General features: G+C 66.7%; 17 protein-coding genes and 1 tRNA gene. 13 read left to right on the top strand and 5 right to left on the bottom strand.

Annotated features, from left to right (window positions below; genetic code table 11):
- Nucleotides 1–4 precede the first annotated feature (4 nt).
- The 3 genes from AB1411_05465 to AB1411_05455 are packed head-to-tail and all read left to right on the top strand — an operon-like array spanning nucleotide 5 to nucleotide 1,831.
- Complete coding sequence (locus AB1411_05465; protein MEW6543040.1) at nucleotides 5–820, top strand: sterol desaturase family protein; 816 nt, start codon at nucleotides 5–7, stop codon at nucleotides 818–820.
- Nucleotides 817–1,464 (top strand): methyltransferase domain-containing protein, encoded by a 648-nt coding sequence (locus AB1411_05460; protein ID MEW6543039.1) that lies wholly within the window; start codon nucleotides 817–819, stop codon nucleotides 1,462–1,464. Before AB1411_05465 ends, AB1411_05460 begins: the two co-directional genes overlap by 4 nt.
- 13 nt (nucleotides 1,465–1,477) lie before the next feature.
- Entirely contained in the window at nucleotides 1,478–1,831 is a 354-nt protein-coding gene (locus AB1411_05455; protein MEW6543038.1) for a DsrE family protein, read from the top strand.
- 12 nt (nucleotides 1,832–1,843) lie between these two features.
- Here AB1411_05455 and AB1411_05450 read toward each other — a convergent pair whose 3' ends face one another.
- Complete coding sequence (locus AB1411_05450; GenBank protein ID MEW6543037.1) at nucleotides 1,844–3,133, bottom strand: M28 family peptidase; 1,290 nt, start codon at nucleotides 3,131–3,133, stop codon at nucleotides 1,844–1,846.
- A 41-nt stretch (nucleotides 3,134–3,174) separates the two neighbouring features.
- Complete coding sequence (locus tag AB1411_05445; GenBank protein MEW6543036.1) at nucleotides 3,175–3,594, bottom strand: ferredoxin-thioredoxin reductase catalytic domain-containing protein; 420 nt, start codon at nucleotides 3,592–3,594, stop codon at nucleotides 3,175–3,177.
- Between the two features lie 101 nt (nucleotides 3,595–3,695).
- Here AB1411_05445 and AB1411_05440 point away from each other — a divergent pair, with 101 nt between their 5' ends.
- The 9 genes from AB1411_05440 to folE all read left to right on the top strand — a co-directional run bounded on the left by AB1411_05440 (nucleotide 3,696) and on the right by folE (nucleotide 12,533).
- Nucleotides 3,696–6,755, top strand: coding sequence for a VWA domain-containing protein (locus tag AB1411_05440; protein ID MEW6543035.1), 3,060 nt, complete (start codon nucleotides 3,696–3,698; stop codon nucleotides 6,753–6,755).
- A gap of 110 nt (nucleotides 6,756–6,865) precedes the next feature.
- A complete protein-coding gene (locus AB1411_05435) occupies nucleotides 6,866–7,276 on the top strand; it encodes a hypothetical protein (protein MEW6543034.1) in 411 nt (136 codons plus the stop codon).
- A 108-nt stretch (nucleotides 7,277–7,384) separates the two neighbouring features.
- A complete protein-coding gene (gene mdh / locus AB1411_05430) occupies nucleotides 7,385–8,326 on the top strand; it encodes a malate dehydrogenase (GenBank protein ID MEW6543033.1) in 942 nt (313 codons plus the stop codon).
- Nucleotides 8,327–8,432: 106 nt separating this feature from the next.
- A complete protein-coding gene (locus tag AB1411_05425; protein MEW6543032.1) occupies nucleotides 8,433–9,017 on the top strand; it encodes a urate hydroxylase PuuD in 585 nt (194 codons plus the stop codon).
- Between the two features lie 230 nt (nucleotides 9,018–9,247).
- Complete coding sequence (gene nuoF, locus AB1411_05420; GenBank protein MEW6543031.1) at nucleotides 9,248–10,564, top strand: NADH-quinone oxidoreductase subunit NuoF; 1,317 nt, start codon at nucleotides 9,248–9,250, stop codon at nucleotides 10,562–10,564.
- A 20-nt stretch (nucleotides 10,565–10,584) separates the two neighbouring features.
- Entirely contained in the window at nucleotides 10,585–10,944 is a 360-nt protein-coding gene (locus AB1411_05415) for a 2Fe-2S iron-sulfur cluster-binding protein (protein ID MEW6543030.1), read from the top strand.
- A gap of 42 nt (nucleotides 10,945–10,986) precedes the next feature.
- Nucleotides 10,987–11,307 (top strand): iron-sulfur cluster insertion protein ErpA, encoded by a 321-nt coding sequence (gene erpA, locus AB1411_05410; GenBank protein MEW6543029.1) that lies wholly within the window; start codon nucleotides 10,987–10,989, stop codon nucleotides 11,305–11,307.
- 147 nt (nucleotides 11,308–11,454) lie between these two features.
- On the top strand, nucleotides 11,455–11,904 hold the full coding sequence (locus tag AB1411_05405) for a 6-carboxytetrahydropterin synthase (GenBank protein ID MEW6543028.1): 450 nt from the start codon (nucleotides 11,455–11,457) through the stop codon (nucleotides 11,902–11,904).
- Nucleotides 11,901–12,533 carry a GTP cyclohydrolase I FolE gene (gene folE / locus AB1411_05400; GenBank protein ID MEW6543027.1) on the top strand — a complete coding sequence of 211 codons (633 nt, stop codon included), beginning with the start codon at nucleotides 11,901–11,903 and terminating at the stop codon, nucleotides 12,531–12,533. The genes AB1411_05405 and folE overlap by 4 nt, the downstream gene beginning before the upstream one ends.
- Nucleotides 12,534–12,591: 58 nt before the next feature.
- Here folE and AB1411_05395 read toward each other — a convergent pair whose 3' ends face one another.
- Nucleotides 12,592–13,419 (bottom strand): alpha/beta fold hydrolase, encoded by an 828-nt coding sequence (locus AB1411_05395; GenBank protein MEW6543026.1) that lies wholly within the window; start codon nucleotides 13,417–13,419, stop codon nucleotides 12,592–12,594.
- Nucleotides 13,420–13,548: 129 nt separating this feature from the next.
- On the opposite strand from AB1411_05395, the gene AB1411_05390 reads away from it, so the two are divergent.
- Nucleotides 13,549–14,850 carry a replication-associated recombination protein A gene (locus AB1411_05390; GenBank protein MEW6543025.1) on the top strand — a complete coding sequence of 434 codons (1,302 nt, stop codon included), beginning with the start codon at nucleotides 13,549–13,551 and terminating at the stop codon, nucleotides 14,848–14,850.
- Nucleotides 14,851–14,856: 6 nt separating this feature from the next.
- Here the strand turns inward: AB1411_05390 and AB1411_05385 are convergent, their stop codons facing one another.
- Both AB1411_05385 and AB1411_05380 read right to left on the bottom strand, forming a co-directional pair.
- The gene (locus AB1411_05385) at nucleotides 14,857–16,710 is read right to left on the bottom strand and encodes an ABC-F family ATP-binding cassette domain-containing protein (GenBank protein ID MEW6543024.1); all 1,854 of its coding nucleotides are present in this window, start codon (nucleotides 16,708–16,710) and stop codon (nucleotides 14,857–14,859) included.
- Between the two features lie 158 nt (nucleotides 16,711–16,868).
- Nucleotides 16,869–16,944, bottom strand: a tRNA-Ala gene (locus AB1411_05380).
- Between the last annotated feature and the right edge of the window lie 91 nt (nucleotides 16,945–17,035).

The raw sequence follows: 17,035 nt of genomic DNA, 5'->3' as shown, positions 1-17,035 counted from the left end.
GAGCATGAACGTTGAGACGGTCATCCGCCTGTCTGCGTTTCTCGGGGTGCTGGGCCTGATGGCCGGATGGGAAGTCCTCAGGCCACGCCGTCGGCTGACCACCTCCAAGCTGCGACGCTGGGTGGCGAACCTCTCGGTCGTCGTCCTCAACTCGATGGTCCTCCGCCTCCTGTTTGCCAGCGGGGCCGTGGGCCTGGCGGTGTTGGCTGGAGAGCGAGACTGGGGGTTGCTCAACAGTCTGGGCTGGCCGACTTGGCTGGAAGGCTTCCTCGCAGTCGTGGCGCTGGATTTTGTCCTGTACCTCCAGCACGTGATGTTCCACGCGGTGCCCATCCTCTGGCGCTTTCACATGATGCACCACGCGGACCTGGATTGCGATGTCACCACCGGTGCGCGGTTCCATCCAGTCGAAGTCGCCCTTTCGATGGTCCTTAAATTCGCGGCGGTGGCGGCGATCGGCCCGTCGCCGGCGGCGGTCTTGTGTTTTGAGGTGGTACTGAACGCCACCTCGATGTTCAACCACAGTAACGTGTGGATGCCCCCGGCCGTTGATCGGTGCCTCCGCTGGATCGTGGTGACTCCGGACATGCACCGCATCCACCATTCGATCCTGCCGAGGGAGACCAACACGAACTTCGGCTTTAACCTCCCCTGGTGGGACCGTCTGCTGGGGACTTATCGGGCCGAGCCGGCGCATGGCCAGGAAGGGATGGTGCTGGGTCTCCAACAGTTCCGCGACCCGGCCCGGCTCACCCTCCCGGGAATGCTATTGCTGCCGCTGACGGGGGCGGTCGGCGCCTATCCGTTGAGTCACGAGTGAGCGCGGTGATGCGCGGCGCGACAGTCTTCGACGATCGTGCCCAGGAGTATGACCGATGGTTCGACGAGCATGAGCCTGTCTATCAGGCCGAGGTCGAGGCGGTGAGGAGATTCGTTCCTCCGACCGGCCTGGGCCTGGAGATCGGTGTGGGGACCGGGCGGTTTGCAGTCCCGCTCGGCGTCGGCTTTGGGATTGACCCAAGCCGGAAGATGCTGGAAGTCGCGCGCCAGCGCGGCGTTCGCGTCTGCCAGGCCGTGGGGGAGCGGTTGCCTTTCCGTGACGAGCAGTTTGACACGGTCCTGCTCGTGACCGTGATCTGCTTTGTGGACGACGTGCCGACTCTGATTCGAGAACTCAGGCGGGTGCTGAAGCGAGGTGGGCATCTTCTCATCGGCTTCATTAACCGGAACAGTGAGCTTGGGCGACTGTACGAGCAACGCAAGGAAGGGAGCGCGTTCTATCGGGACGCGCACTTCTATTCGGTGGAGCGTGTGGCTGGCTGGGTAGAAGAAGCTGGCTTTGGGGCGCTGCGGTTTTGCCAAACACTGTTCGGTCTGCCCAGCGATATGTCCCCGGAATGTGTGGAGGTCCGCGAGGGATGCGACGAAGGCGCGTTTGTTATGCTAAAGGCTGACAGAGTGTGAGCGGGGGGAGGCCATGAAGATTCTCATTGTCATCAATGATGCGCCTTATGGTTCCGAGAAAGTTTACAACGCCTTGCGCCTCGCGATGAAGTTGCAGCAGGAGCATTCTGATGTCGCCATTCGCGTCTTTCTGATGGCGGATGCGGTGACGGGGGTCCTGCCGAATCAGACGACGCCGCAGGGGTATTACAACGTTGAACGGATGTTCAAGGCCGTTATCACCAAAGGCGGACAGGTCAAGATTTGCGGCACCTGCGCCGAGGGGCGGGGGATTCACCAGCTCAAGCTCATTGAGGGGGCCGAAATCAGCACGATGAGCCAACTGGCGCAATGGGTGGTCGAGTCGGAGAAGGTGCTGACGTTTTGAGGGACGATACCGTCAGAGTAAAAAGCAGACGGGCAAGTCGGTGAGGAGGCACTGCATCCGGAGCGAAAGCCGCTCCAGCCTGGTGACATCCTCCGGTCTGGGCGCGGCCGGGTCCAGCCGCGCCAGCCAGTCTCGATCCCGCTTCAGCTTCCAGAGGGAGATCGGCGAGGTGCCGGGAATCCTGGTGCCCCACTCGGCGGCCTGCTCGACCAGGGGCCGGAACGTCGCGACCTCGTCGGCGAACTCGATCCGGGTCGGATCGAACCGGTAGGGTTCGCGATCCTGATCGAGCCGCTCGATCAAGTCTCGGAGCCAAGGGACGGTCGCCGCCATCCGCTCGTAGTGGAGGGTGTCCGGCAGGTCGGTCGGCTGGTGGTAGCGGGGCGTCCGGCCGGCCGAGAGGAAGAGGAACGGCACCGACCGGTTGCGGAAGGCATCGTAGTCGCTGAAGGCGACCTGCCCCATGAGCGGAATTTCCTCGACCAGGTGCATGCCGACCGGCAGAACCGTGAGACGTGAACCGGGAGACGTGAAGCGTGACGAGGGGGAGGAAGGTCCTACTCCTTTGTGCATTTCACCCAACGTCTCACGTCTTACGTCTAACGTCTCACGATCGGCCGCCCCCATTGTCTCCAAGAGGCGCCGATAAAGGGCGGGGCTCTTCTCGGCGCCGGCGGCGAACAGGACGTTCTGCAACGGCGCCCAATGGACGCCGCCCATCAGGTCCATGATGACGACGGCCTGGATGTCCGACGGCGAGCCGATCTCCGCCGGCAGGTGATCCACGAAGTGCTGGGAGCCCATCTGCTCGGTGCGGATGTACGGCGGCTCTTCCGCGTTGAAGGCGACGAACAGGACCGGATGGGTCGGCAGAGGCGGCAGCGATCGGGCGGTCTCGATGAGGATCGCGAGGGCCGAGGCGTTGTCATCGGCGCCGAGATAGTTCCCTCCCAGGTGGTCGTAGTGGGCCCCGATCAGCAGCCAGCGCGCGCTCGTCCCTGCTTGTGCCGGTCTGACCCCGATCACGTTGTCCCCCAACTCGTCGGAGATCGGTTGCCGGTAGCCGCCCAGCGAGGCCAGGGGGTGGAGGCCGACCTCGCGGAAACGCGCCTCCAGATAGGCGGCGGCGGCTCGGTTCCCCTCCGTGCCGGGCTTCCGCCCCCGGAGCTTCGGGCTCGCCAGCTCGTCCACGTGGGCGCGGAGCTGGCGGGCCAGATCGGTGGTGACGGGGAGCGTTTTCGGATCAACGGCGGTCATGGAGACCGGGGAGAAGGAGGCGAAGACGACCTGGACCAGCGCCATGAGGGAAAGCAGCAATCGGCGCCGAGGCGACGGAGGACGCGTCAAGATTGGGACGTCCGCTCGGTTGCCAGTTGCCGGGCCTTGTGGCGCAGGGCCCGGCCCTTGTCCGGCGTCGGGTCTGGGACCAGCCCGTAGACCTGCCGGCCTTCATGGTCCTCCGGCAGGTATTCGGTGATCGGCAGTCCGTCCTCGCGCACGAACAGGAGACAGTGGCAATACTTGTAGACCTGCATCTCGTCGCACGCGCAGATCCAGCGGCGCAGCTTCGCCTCTGCCTGCTTGTCCTGGTAGAAGTTGCAGGGGCAGAGGGGCTTGCCCAGCTCGTCCGCGTGGGCCGCGAGGCCGTTCACCACCGCGTCGGTCACGGCCTTGTTCGGATGGAAGGTCGTGCCGCTCTTTTCGGCGAAACCCTTCGCGAACTTCCACATCTTGTCGAGACTGGCCTGGTTCGGTCGATTCATCCGTGCGTCTCCCGGTGCAGTGAAGGGGGCGAAGCGTTTGCGCGCTAGTTTACAAGCAGCGCGGCCTCCTTTACAATTCGCAAATTCTCGCGGAATTTCCGATGGCGAACCGTGGGCAAGAACAACTGATCGCCCGTCTGTCCGAATCCTTGGGCCAGGCGACGGCCGCGGATCTGGCCGCCGAATTGGAGCGGACGGGGGAGGCGCCGGCGGTCCTGACCCTCCTGGACGAGCTCCAGGAGGCCTCGGCCAAGGTCGCGCGGCTCGTGGTGGAAGCCCTGCCGGAGCTGCGCCGTCGGGGCGTACTGGGATCGGTCGTGCCGTGGCTGGACCTCGGGGTGGCGCTGGCCGGCTCATCCGGGGCTGCGGCGATGAAGTATGTCAAGGAGAGCCCGCTCGTGCTGGGGCTGATCGAGGCGGAGCAGGCCCGTGCGCAGGTTTTGACCGTGGCCTTGGAGCTGGCCGACGAGCAGGCCAACCTGGCGTTGGACTTTCTGAGGAAGGCGCCGGAGCTGCTCGCGATCCTGCCCGTGGCCGATCTCGGTGCCTGGGCGGAGGTGGGGGCGGAGCTGGCCAACCAGGACTATGTGCTGGCGATCGAGTTCCTCCAACAAAGCCCGGCCGTGGCCTCGGTGCTTCCGTTGGATCAGGTCCGGTCCTGGGTGGCCTTCGGGATGAAATTGATCACGCAGAACAGCCTGGGCAAGACCGACTACGTCGGCACATTGGAGTTCTTCCGGACGAGCCCGGCCATCCTGGGCGACGTGGAGGGCCTTGCCGTCCGGAAGCGGGTGGTGGCCCTCGGCTCGGCCTTGGCGGATCGGGACCAGCAGACGGCCATCGTGTTTCTGTCCGAGGCCCCCTCACTCCTGCGGACGTTGCCGTCCGAGGAATGGCGGACCAGGGTCTTGCAGTACGGTCTGTTGGTCGCCGAGCTGGACGCCGAATCGGTCCTGGCCTACCTGCGCCGGGCCCCTGAGATCCTCACGCTATTCGGAGAGGGGGCGGGCAGGCAGGACAAGTTCGAGGAGTGGTTCCGAAGCGGGATGGAAGTGCTGGCCTACAGCCCCGAGGGAGCGCGGGCCTATTTCTCGTTGGAAACCAGGAAGGCCCTGGCCTCGCTGGAGCAGGCCATGAGCGGCGTGCCGCTGCGGCAGGTGGCCCGCTCGCTCAAGCTCTTCGCCCAGGGACTCTGCGGGACTGACGTGACGATCAAGGCTCTGCCGGACCGCACGGAGTCCTCGGAGGGGCGGGCCGCTGCCAAAGAGCCGGTCCGCGCCACGGTCAGCCCGGACGGGCGCACGATTTCGCTGCCGGCGATCCTGCGCCGCTATCCGGCGCGGGAGGAGAACGTCCGGCTCTATACGGTCATGACGGCCCATGAGGCAGGGCACTTGGAGTTCGGAACCTATGACCTGCCGCTCGACCGGCTGGCGGATCTGACGGACAGGGTCTGCAGACGCTATGGCCGCGAGCCGGGCCGGACGTTGACGACGCTCGATCAGCTCTTCTCGCTCTATCCCCAACCGGGGCTGGTTCGAGACCTCTGGACGGTGCTGGAGGATGCGCGGGTGGAGTCCCGGCTGCGGCACGAGTATCCGGGGCTGCGAGCCGACCTGGCTGCGCTGGCCCGTGAAGCGGTCACAACCAGGTCCCTTTTGCACGGGATGTCGGTCCGCGAGATGGTCGTGGATGTCCTGCTGCTCCTGTCCACCGAAGGGCCGGAGACGGTGCGCATCCCGGAGGCGATCGCCGATCTCGTGCGGCGCATCTGGGATCAATGCCGGACAGTCTTGACCCCTGCGGCGACCGCGGAGGAAACCATCCGGCTGGTGGATCGCCTCTACGTCCTGCTGGACGAGCAAGTGGGCGGGGTCAAATCGCTGAGTCAGGAGGAAGGGACACGGCCAGCTCAAGAGCCGGACCTTGGGGCCGGACCCAGGGCGTCGGAGGCTTCCGGCCAGTACCGGCCGGTGACGAACTGGGCCTATCGGGGCGCGATGGATCCCGAGTTGGTTCGGGATCGAAGCGGTGGCGAGCCCCAAGTCCAAGACGACGCGAAGGCCGGGCTCGCGCCGGAGCCGGCCCAACCGGAAGGGGCCGGGGCGGGCGGCGGGCGGGCTCCTGGCTCCGGCCATCGGCCCGGCGACGTGACCGGGGACCTGCCCGTCCCCCGCGCGATGACCGGTTCCGGTCTCGATCGGGTGCTGGCGCTTGAGGAGGATCGGCGCGAGCCGGCCGGGACCGGCAGGGCCCGTGGCGGAGCGTTCCTCTATGACGAGTGGGACGGGCTGCTCCAGGATTACCGGTCCGGCTGGTGCCGGGTGGTCGAGCGGGTGGCACCGGAGGGGTCCGCGGACTTCGTGGACGCGACGCTGGCCCTCCACGGACCGGAGGTCCGGCTCCTGCGCCGCTATTTCGAAGCGCTGCGCCAGCCGGGCCTGCGCCGGGTCCACGGGCAGACGGATGGGGACGAGCTGGACCTGGACGCCATGGTCCGCCGCTTCTCCGACCTTGCGGCCGGTGCCGAGCCCTCCGACCGGATCTACGTGCGGCACGAGAAGCGGGAGCGGGACGTGGTCGCAGCCTTTCTCGTGGACCTCAGCGGCTCCACCAGCCGGCAGATCGAGTCGCAGGGGGATCGAACCCGCCGGGTGATTGACGTGGAGAAGGAGGGGCTGGTGCTGCTGAGCGCCGCGCTGGACGCGGTCGGCGATCAGTATGCCGTCTTCGGCTATTCCGGCCAAGGGCGCCGGCAGGTGGATTTCGTCGTCGTGAAGGACTTCGACGAGCCGGCGGGGGGGCGGGCCGCGCTGCGGGTGGACGCGCTGGCGCCGCTGCAGCAGAACCGGGACGGGGCCGCCATCCGTCACGCGGCGCGCCGGCTTGCGGCCCGCGCGGCGCGGGTGAGGCTGCTGGTCTTGATCAGCGACGGACGCCCGCTGGACGACCGGTACGCGGACGAATATTCGCTGGAGGATACGAAGATGGCGCTGTGGGAGGCCCGCATGGCCGGCATCGAGCCCTTCTGCATCACCGTGGACCGGGAAGCGGACGACTATCTGAGGCGGATGTACGGCGACGTGCGGTTCCTGGTCGTGGACCGGATCGCCGACCTGCCGGCGCGCCTGCCGCGGATGTACCAGCGCCTCACGACGTGAGGCGCTGGCGAGCGGTTCGAGGCGAGAGGCGAGAGGCATGAAACGGAACGGGCTTCCGAAAGGCCCCTTGCCTCACGCCCCGCGCCGGGAAACTGAGGATGGAGCGGGAAGTGGCAGACCAGTCAGAGAGCCCCACGGTCCCTGGGTGGCTTTACAAACTGTTCACGGGGCACCAGTACCCCTACGTGCGGCGGCTGGCCAAGTTCGCCAACCGGGACGTGAAGCCGGGCGAGGAGCGGCCGGAGCCCACGGCCGAGGCGATCAGGGCCAAGTTCTGGGAAGTCTTCCCGCGCTGTACGGTCAAGATCCTCGAGGAGGTCAAGGCCGGCATGATCGTCAGCTTCACCGAGCTGGGCACCTACGGACCGGGGATGTACCAGGAGCTGATCGACCATCCGGAGGAGTTTCTGGCGAAGACCTACGGGAAAAAGAAGATCAAGGTCAATTTCTACGACGGCGAGAACTTCGTCTGCACGATCAACTTCAAGGTCGCGGGCTGGACCGGACACGAGGAACACTAACGCGGAGGTGGTCAGTGGTCGGTGGTCAGTGAGCCCCGAAGGTCTTTCACTGACCCCTGACCTCCGACCACGGGTCGCTGACTCACACAGCGACGCAAGGAGCGCTGCATGGCAAGACCCAAGGTGACGGTGGTGGGAGCCGGCAACGTCGGCGGCACGGTCGCGCAGCGGCTGGCGGAGAAGGACTGTTACGACATCGTGCTGGTGGACATCGTCGAGGGAGTCCCGCAGGGCAAGGCGCTGGACCTGGCCCAGGCGGGGCCGATCTGCGGGTACGACTCGCGCCTGGTCGGGACGAACGGCTACGACGAGACGGCCGGCTCGGCCGTCGCCGTCGTGACCTCGGGAGTGCCGCGCAAGCCGGGGATGAGTCGGGACGAGCTGCTGGCGACCAACGCGCGCATCGTCGAGGGGGTGGTGAGGGAGCTGGCCGCCCGGTCGCCGGAGGCGATCCTGCTCATGGTGACGAATCCCCTGGACGTGATGGTGCACGTGGCGCGGAAGGTGAGCCGCTTCCCCAAGGGGCGGGTGCTCGGCATGGCGGGCGTGCTGGATTCCGCCAGGCTGCGGGCCTTCGTCGCGGATGAGCTGAAGGTCTCGGTCCGGGACGTGCAGGCGATGGTGCTGGGCGGACACGGGGACTCCATGGTGCCGCTGCTCCGGTACACGACCGTGGCCGGCCGGCCGCTGTCCGAATGGCTGCCGAAGGATCGGCTGGAAGCGCTGATCAAGCGGACCAGGGACGGAGGGGCGGAGATCGTGAACCACCTCAAGACCGGCAGCGCCTACTATGCGCCGTCCGCCTCCGCGGTCGAAATGGTCGAAGCGATCCTGAAGGACCAGAAGCGGATTCTTCCCTGCGCCGTGCTCTGCGAGGGGGAGTACGGCCTGCGGGACGTCGTGGTCGGCGTGCCGGTGAAGTTGGGGCGCAGCGGGGCGGAGCAGATCGTCGAGTACGAGCTGGCGCCGGAGGAGCGGGCCGCGCTGGCCCAGTCGGCCAAGGCGGTGAAAGAGCTGTGCGACGCCGTGGACCGGATGCCGGCCCGCTGACGGGCGGCCCGAGGCAGCCGCGGCTCTCTTGACAAGTCGGTCGCCGCTGCGGTAGAGACTTGCACCTAGCAATTAACCTGAGCCGTCAACCGGAGAGGGGGAGCCGATGAAATTCCTCGAAGATCCCTTCCAGACCATGGGAGCAGGATTCGCGCTGGCCATCGTGCTGGCCGTCCTGTTCACGGCGCTCGCCGGCACGACCGATACAGATTGGGTGGGGATGCTCCTGCGCTGGGTCCACTTCCTGGCGGGCATCACCTGGATCGGACTGCTGTATTTCTTCAACCTGATCAACGCCGCGTTCCTCAAGAGCCTCGACGGGCCGACCAAGAACGTCGTGATCCCCAGGCTGATGCCGAGCGCGCTGAACTGGTTCCGGCACGGGGCGACCGTGACGGTGCTGGCGGGCCTCGCCCTCTATTTCTACCTCTACTCCAAGGGCGGGACCGGCGCGATCGCCGTGGGCATCGGCGGGCTGCTGGGGCTGATCATGATGGTCAACGTGCACGCGATCATCTGGCCGAACCAGAAGAAGATCATCGCGGCGGTCGAGAGGACGGCCAAGGACGGGACGCCCGCGCCGCCCGAGATGGCGGCCTGGGGGCGGACCGCGCTGCTCGCCTCGCGCACCAATTTCCTGCTGTCGATCCCGATGCTGTTCTTCATGGGAGCCGGCAGCCACTTGAAATAGCACTTACTCAAACCGGCTGGCCCCTCCCACATCGGGGAGGGGCCAGCCGGTCCTCTCTCGCTCTGTCTCCTCCCGCCCCGTCATGGTCTGAAGGACCCAGGAAGGCTCGCCGGGTTAGGCCGCAAGCCCTAACCGGTTGAGAATCTGGCCCATTTTCGGCTCTTTCGGCTTGACGGACCGAGAAGGCGGGCCGTATAGTTAGCGATCTTCATCGGAAAAGGGCTCGATCCGTGACCGCGACCCAAGAGCCGAGATTGTTACAGAAGCTGGAGGGATCTCCCTGGGAGATCGAGCCCTACCTGCGCGTGGGGGGCTACGAGGCCTGGCGCAAGTGCGTCAAGGAATTGAGCCGGGAGGACATCGTCGGGGAGATCAAGCGCTCCGGCCTGAGGGGCCGCGGCGGGGCCGGCTTTCCGACTGGCACGAAGTGGGACAAGGTCCTGAACCACCGGATCAAGGAGCGGTACTTCGTCTGCAACGCGGGCGAGCACGAGCCGGGCACGTTCAAGGACCGGTACCTGCTCAAGCACTACCCGCATCAACTGCTGGAGGGCTGCCTGATCGCCGCCCACACGGTTCAGGCCAAGGCCTCCTTCATCTACGTCAACCACGAATACGAGGAAGAGCGGCAGAACCTCAAGCGGGCCGTCGAGCAGGCCAGGGCCAAGGGGTTCCTGGGCAAGAACATCCTCGGGACCGGCGTGGACCTGGACCTCGAGCTGTTCGAGGGGCACGGGAGCTACGTGGCCGGCGAGGAGACCGCGATGCTCGAATCCATGCAGGGCCGGCCGGCCATGCCCAGGCAGAAGCCGCCCTTCTATCCGACCGACTTCGGGCTCTACGGCAAGCCCACGCTGGTCAACAACGTGGAGACCCTTTGCAACATTCCCCGCATCCTGCTGAAGGGGGCCGGTTGGTTCGCCCAGGTCGGCACGGAGAAGTGCCCGGGGACGATGCTCTTCTCCCTGAGCGGAGCCGTGAGCCGGCCCGGCGTCTACGAGATGCCGCTGGGCACCCCCCTGCGCCGGCTGATCGAGGACTATGGGGGCGGGGTGCCGGGCGGGCGGAAGGTGAAGGCGGTTTTTCCGGGAGGCCCGGCCTTCTCGATGGTCACGGCGGACCAGCTCGACCTGCCCATGGACTTCGACGCGCTCAAGAAGGCGGGCACCGGCCTGGGCTCGGCGGGCGTCATCGTCGTGGACGACGCCACCTGCATGGTCGCCCAGACCCTGAAGTTCTCCACCTTCTTCAAGAACGAGAGCTGCGGACAGTGCCCGCCCTGCCGGATGGGCACGATCAACCTGGCGACGCTGGTCGCCAAGATCGAAAACGGAGAGGGGGCTCAGAAGGACCTGGACAGCCTCCTGCAACTGTGCGGGTTCGTGAAGGGCACCGGCTACTGCACGCTGGTCACCGGAGCGGCCGTGCTCGTCCAGAGCAGCCTGAAGCTCTTCCGGCACGAGTTCGAGGAGCACATCGCGCTCAAACGCTGTCCGTATCGTCCCGCCCCGGCCGTCGCAGCGACCGGAGCGGAAGCCGTGAGCTGACAGCGACGAGCAGTGACGCTATGCCGCGGGTCACGTTTCTGCATCCGGAAGGCAAGAGCGGGGAAGTGCCGGAGAACCTGTCGCTGCTTGAGGCGGCGCAGGCGCTCGGGTTTCCGCTGAACCACGATTGCGGGGGGAACGCCTCCTGCACGACCTGCCGGGTGGAGGTGCAGGAGGGCGGGGAGCACCTCTCGGACATCGAGTTCGACGAGCAGGACCTGCTGGACCGGGAGGCGCTTACGGCGCCGTGGCACCGGCTGGGCTGCCAGGCGCGGATCCGCGGCGACGTGGTGGTGCGGGTGCCGGAGAAGAAGTGGGAGCCCCCGGCCTCGGGCAATCAGGGCGGGGTGGTGAAGAGCCAATCCTGTGGTGTAGGATAAACAGCAACGGAGCCGTCAGGCTCATTTGATAGGGGGGAGGACATGATCACGATTACGCCGGTGGCGGAAGCCAAGATCAAGGAACTCATGCAGGAAGAAAAGGACGTGGTCGGCCTGCGCATCTACGTGCGCGGCGGCGGCTGCCACGGCTACCAATACGGCATGGCCTTCGAGAGCAAGGTCGGCGACGACGACACGGTCATCCAGAAGGACGGGGTGCAGGTGATCCTGGACTCCCAGAGCGCCCCGCTGCTCAGCGGCGCCGAGGTGGACTACGTGGACAGCGTGCAGGGGTCGGGCTTCGCGATCAAGAATCCGCAGGCCAAGACCACCTGCGGCTGCGGCAGCTCCTTCAGCGCGTAAGGAGCGCGGTCAGCACGCAGCCGTCGCAGTGCGAAGAGAAGGCGGAGAAAGCCGGGTTGCGCTTCCCTGGGGGATGCAATTCCGGCTTTTCTCTTTTTGGTTTCTTCGCCGCCGGCTGAGCGCTGGTCGCCGAAGCGCGATTCGATCATGGAAACCGCCAGCCTGACCAGACAGTACCGGTTCGCCGCGGCGCACCGCCTCCATACGGACGAATTGACCCCGGAGGAGAACCGGGCCGCCTTCGGCAAGTGCAACAACCCGAACGGGCACGGGCACAACTACGTCGTGCTCGTGACCGTGCGGGGCCCGATTGATCCGAGGACCGGGCGCGCGGCGGACGCGGCCGCGTTGGACCGGCTCGTCCGGGAGACCGTGGTCGCCCGCTTCGACCACCGGGACCTGAACCACGACCCGGAGCTCTCCAAGCGGCCGACGACCGGCGAGAATCTGGCGCTCTTCATCTGGGACCTGCTGGCCGAGCCGGTTCGCGGACTGGTTCCCGGGTGCCTGCTGGAGAAGGTCGGGATCGTCGAGACCCGCGACAACTACTTCGAATATGCCGGCCCTGCCACCGGGCCGGCTGAAGGAAGCCGATGAGGAAGAAGCCGGTCAGGGAGAAGGACTCGGTCATCGTCAACGGGCGGCTTTCCGATGTCCGCGACATCAGGGATCTGGTGTCGCGGCTGCTGGTGCTGCTCGGCGAGGACCCCAAGCGCAACGGCCTGCTGAGAACGCCGGACCGGGTGGAGAAGGCTCTCCGGTTCATGACCCAGGGGTACCAGCAGAACCTCGATCACCTCCTGAACGGGGCCCTCTTTCCGCTTGAATATGACGAGATGGTGATCGTGAAGGACATTGACTTTTTTTCGCTCTGCGAGCATCATCTCCTGCCATTTTTCGGCCGCTGCCACGTCGGGTATCTGCCCAGGAAGCGCGTGGTCGGCTTGAGCAAGATTCCGCGGGTGGTGGACATGTTCAGCCGGCGGTTGCAGGTGCAGGAGCGGCTGACCGTCCAGATCGCGGAAGCCCTTCAGGAGAAGCTCCATCCGGAGGGAGTGGGGGTGGTGATGGAAGCCCGCCACCTCTGCATGATGATGCGGGGGGTGGAAAAGCAGAACACGGTAGCCGTGACCAGCTCCATGCTCGGCGCGTTCCGGACCCAGCAGCAGACCCGCGAGGAGTTTCTCCGCTTGATCCGACGCGGCGGTGCCGGCGACTCCGATTGACAGAACGAAAACGGCACGGGGCGCGGGGCTCAAGGCGAAGGGGCGGGGTCCTCTTCTCTTACCCCGAGCCCCGCGCCTCTAGCCTCATGCCCGGCGGTGCGATCGTCTCCAGGAACGATCGCACCGCCCGGTTGAAGGTCTCGGGCTGCTCCAGGTTGCTCAGATGGCCGGCTGCGGGGATGACCTCGAAGCGGGCCCCCCTGATCCTCTCGGCGATCCGCCGGTTCTCCTCCACCGTCGTGAGCGCGTCGTCCTGTCCGACGAGCACCAGGGTCGGACAGGCGATCCGTCCGAGGAGTGGAGTCGAGTCCGGCCGCTCCGCGAGCGCCATCAGATCCCCCAGTGCCCCGCTTGTCGGCGTGCTCAAGCTGATGGCCCGCACGAGCGCCACGAGGTCCGGCTTCGTCTGGTAGGTCTTGGGAGAGAGCAGCTTCGGTCCCATCTCGTCGGCCACGGCCTTGGCCCCCTCCTTGTACACCCTCTGCGCCAGGTTGAACCGCCAGGCCACCGTCTCCGGCTTGTCCGCTTCGGCCCTCGTGTCCGCGAACACCAGGGCCTTGATCCGCTCCGGATACTTCCGATAGAAGGCGAAGCCCAGGTATCCGCCCATGGAGAGACCGGCCAGGACCGCCTGCTCGACGGCCAGATGGTCCAGGAGTCCCTTCACGTCGTCGGCGAACTGGTCCATCGTGTAGTGCCAGAGGGGCGCGTCGGACTCCCCGTGGCCGCGCAGGTCCACCGTGACGACCCGGAACCGGTCCGAGAGTCCCTTGAGCTGGGGCTCCCACATGGTCCGGTTGAAGGGGAAGGCGTGGAGGAAGACCAGGGGCAGGCCCGTTCCCCGGTCGTCGTAGGCCAGGGTGATGCCGTTGATCTGTGCGCGCACGGGAGCCTCCTTCCTGCTCGGGTGTCGCGCTTCTGCTAACACAGGGCCGCGGATCACGTCAACGCCGGCTCGTTTGCGGCGCTCCCGCGCTTGCGTATACAATGGGCGCGCCATTTCCGTGAGGCCGCCATGCGCGAGGATCAGGACGAAGCCCTGGACCTGTTCGAGCCGGAGCCGGACGATCGGGACGGCTTCGCGCCCCTGGCCGAGCGGATGCGGCCGCGGGACTTTTCCGAGTTTCTGGGCCAGGAGGAGATCGTCGCGCCGGGCCGGCCGCTGCGGCGGGCGATCGAGGCCGACACCCTCTCCTCGGTGATCCTCTGGGGGCCGCCCGGCTCCGGCAAGACCACCCTCGCCCGCCTCATCGCCCGCCACACCAAGGCCGAGTTCGTGTTCTTCTCTGCCGTGACGAGCGGCATTCCGGAGCTGCGAAAGATCATCAAGGAGGCGGAGAAGCGGCGGACGCTCCACCGGCGGCGCACGATCCTCTTCGTGGACGAGATCCACCGGTTCAACAAGGCGCAGCAGGACGCCTTCCTGCCCCACGTCGAGCGGGGCACGGTCATCCTCCTGGGCGCCACCACCGAGAACCCCTCGTTCGAGGTCATCGCCCCGCTCCTGTCCCGCTCCCTGGTCGTGGTGCTGCAGCCGCTCTCCGACGAGGCCCTCGGCCTGATCCTGGACCGGGCCCTGGCCGACGCCGAGCGGGGGCTGGGCCAGTTCAAGGCGGAGCTCTCGCCGGAAGCCCGCCGCCGCCTGGTCGGGTTCGGGAACGGGGACGCCCGCACCGCGCTCACCGTGCTGGAGTTCGTCGTGACCCAGACGCCGCCGGGCCAGGACGGTCGCGTGCGGGTTGACGAGCAGGCGCTGGACGCGGCGCTGCTCAAGAAGGCGCTCCGGTACGATCGGGCGGGGGAGGAGCATTACAACCTGATCTCGGCCTACATCAAGAGCCTGCGGGACTCGGACCCGGACGGGGCCCTCTACTGGCTGGCCCGGATGCTGGAGGGGGGCGAGGATCCCCGGTTCATCGCCCGGCGCATGGTGATCTTCGCCTCGGAGGACGTCGGGAATGCCGATCCCCTGGCCCTGCTCGTGGCGACCGCGGTGTTCCACGCGGTGGAGTTCGTGGGCCTGCCGGAGGCGCAGATCAACCTCGCGCAGGGCACCACCTACCTGGCCACCAGACCCAAGGACAACGCCTCCTACGTCGGGCTGCTGGAGGCGCTCAAAGACGCGAAGGATCTGGGGAACCTGGGCGTACCGCTGCACCTGCGAAACGCGGTCACGTCGCTGATGCGGGACCTGGGCTACGGGAAGGGCTACCGGTACGTGCACGAGGATCCGAGAGCGAAGGGGGAGCAGACGCATCTGCCGGAGCCGTTGAAAGGTAAACGGTACTACCGGCCCAAAGGACCTGAGAAGAAGTAACGCCGGTCAGCCGGCTGAGGGGCTCAGTTTCTTCGTCACGTCCTCCAGCTCGCGGGACAGGTCGCCCCACTTGCCCGTGAGCCGGTCCAGTTCCTTCTTCCACCGTTCCTGTTCCTCGTGCAGGCGGTGCCACCGGGCGAAATCCTGGTAGAGGGTCGGGTCGGCCAGCTCCTGATCCCTGGCCTTGATGCGGGCCTCCAAGTCGGCGATGTCGGCCTCGGCCCTGGCGACCTGCTTTTCCAGCCGGGCCTGGCTCTTGGACAGCTCGCGCCGGTCCGCGGCCTTGGACTTGGGGGGAGGCGGGACCGGAAGCGCGCCGCCGCCCGCCTTCGCCGCCTTCGGAGGAGCCTGCCGGCCCCGGCCCAGCTCGTCGGTCGCTTCCTTGATGGGCTCCATTTCCTGCGCCTTCTTCCAGAGGTAGTATTCGTAGTCGCCCAGGTAGTCCCTGGCCTGGCCGTCCTCGATCTCCACCACGCGGGTGGCGATGCGGGCGAGGAAGGTCGGGTCGTGGGAGATGAAGACGATCGTGCCGGGGAAGTCGGTCAGCGCGTCCGTGAGCACGTCCACCGAGGCCGGGTCCAGGTGGTTGGTCGGCTCGTCGAGCAGGAGCGTGTTCGCCGGCTCCACGAGCATGCGGGCGAGGGCGACGCGGTTGCGCTCCCCGCCGCTGAGGGCCTTGATCGGCTTCTTCTGATCCGGCCCGGAGAAGAGGAACGCGCCGGCGATCCCGCGCAGGAAGTTCATCTCCGCCTGCTTGGACACCTCGCCGAGCGAGTCCAGGATCGTGTGCTCGGGGTTCAGCGTCTCGGCCTGGTGCTGCGCGAAATAGTGCAGGGTCGCCCCGTGCCCCAGGGTCCTGGCGCCTTTTTCGAACGGCAACACGCCGGCCAGCATCTTGAGCAGCGTGCTCTTCCCGGCCCCGTTCTCGCCGACCAGCGCCACCCGCTGGCCCCGCTCCACGGAGAAGTCCAGGTCGGTGTAGACCACGGTCGAGCCGTAGCTCTTCGCGACGCCGCGCAGCTCCAGGACCTGCCGCCCGCTGGCCGGCGGCATGGGGAACTTGAACCGCACCCGCTTCGGGTCCCGGGCCAGCTCGATGCGCTTGACCTTTTCGAGTTGCTTGATCCGGGACTGGACCTGGCTGGCCTTGTTCGCCTGGTAGCGGAACCGGTCAATGAACTTCTGGACGCGCGCGATCTCCTTGGTCTGCCGCTTGGCCGCCGCCTCCAGGTGGGCGTCCCGCTCGGCCCGCTGCTCGAGGAACGTGGAATAGTTGCCCCGGTACTCCTGGATCCGGTGGTGGCGGAGCTCCCAGACGTGCGTCGCGATCCGGTCCAGGAAGGCCGTGTCGTGGCTGATCACCAGGATCGTCATGCCGGACTGGAGCAGGAACTGCTCGAACCACCGCTGGGTGGCCTTGTCCAGGTGGTTGGTCGGCTCGTCCAGCATCAGCACGTCGGGGTTGGAGAGGAGCAGGTGCGCGAGTGCCACCCGCATCCGGTAGCCGCCCGAGAGGGTCTCCACCGGCCGGGGAAAGTCCGCCTCCCCGAAGCCCAGGCCGGAGAGGATGCGCTTGGCCTCGTGTTCCGGGTACTGGTCGCGGTGGGCCGCGTCCAGGACCGTCTTGCCAGACAGGACTTCCAATTCCTGGGGCAGGTAGCCCAGGCGGAGATGCGGGCGTTTGCGAATCCGGCCCTTGTCGGGAGACTCCTCCCCGAGGATCATCCGCATCAAAGTGGTCTTGCCGGAGCCGTTGGGCCCGACGAGGCCCACGCGCGAGCCGGGCCGCAGGTGAGCCGAGGCCTCGGTCAGCAGGACCTTGTTCGCGAACTGTTTGTTGACCGATTCGATTTGGAGCATGGCTCTACAAGGCGAGGGGTGCGGGGTTAGAGGCTAGGGGTAGAAGAGCGAAGAATCGGAAAAGTGAGGGTCGGACACGAGGCCGATAGGGACCATCCAGTTGCGAGAACGTTCTTCCCTCTAGCCGCTCACCTCGCGCCTCTCGCCTGCCAAAGGTTTGGTGGAGCTGGCCGGGATTGAACCGGCGACCTCGTGAATGCCATTCACGCGCGCTCCCAACTGCGCCACAGCCCCACCTAGCCCGCTGATGAGTGATGAATGCTGAGTGATGAGTTGTCGAAAGACAACTACCGCTAAGTCCGGGCGCATGCTACCACGGGGTCTG

The organism is Nitrospirota bacterium (assembly GCA_040757595.1).
Classification (GTDB): domain Bacteria; phylum Nitrospirota; class Nitrospiria; order Nitrospirales; family Nitrospiraceae; genus JBFLWP01.
Note: the sequence above shows the minus strand (reverse complement) of the source record. Positions and strands in the feature narration are given on the sequence as shown.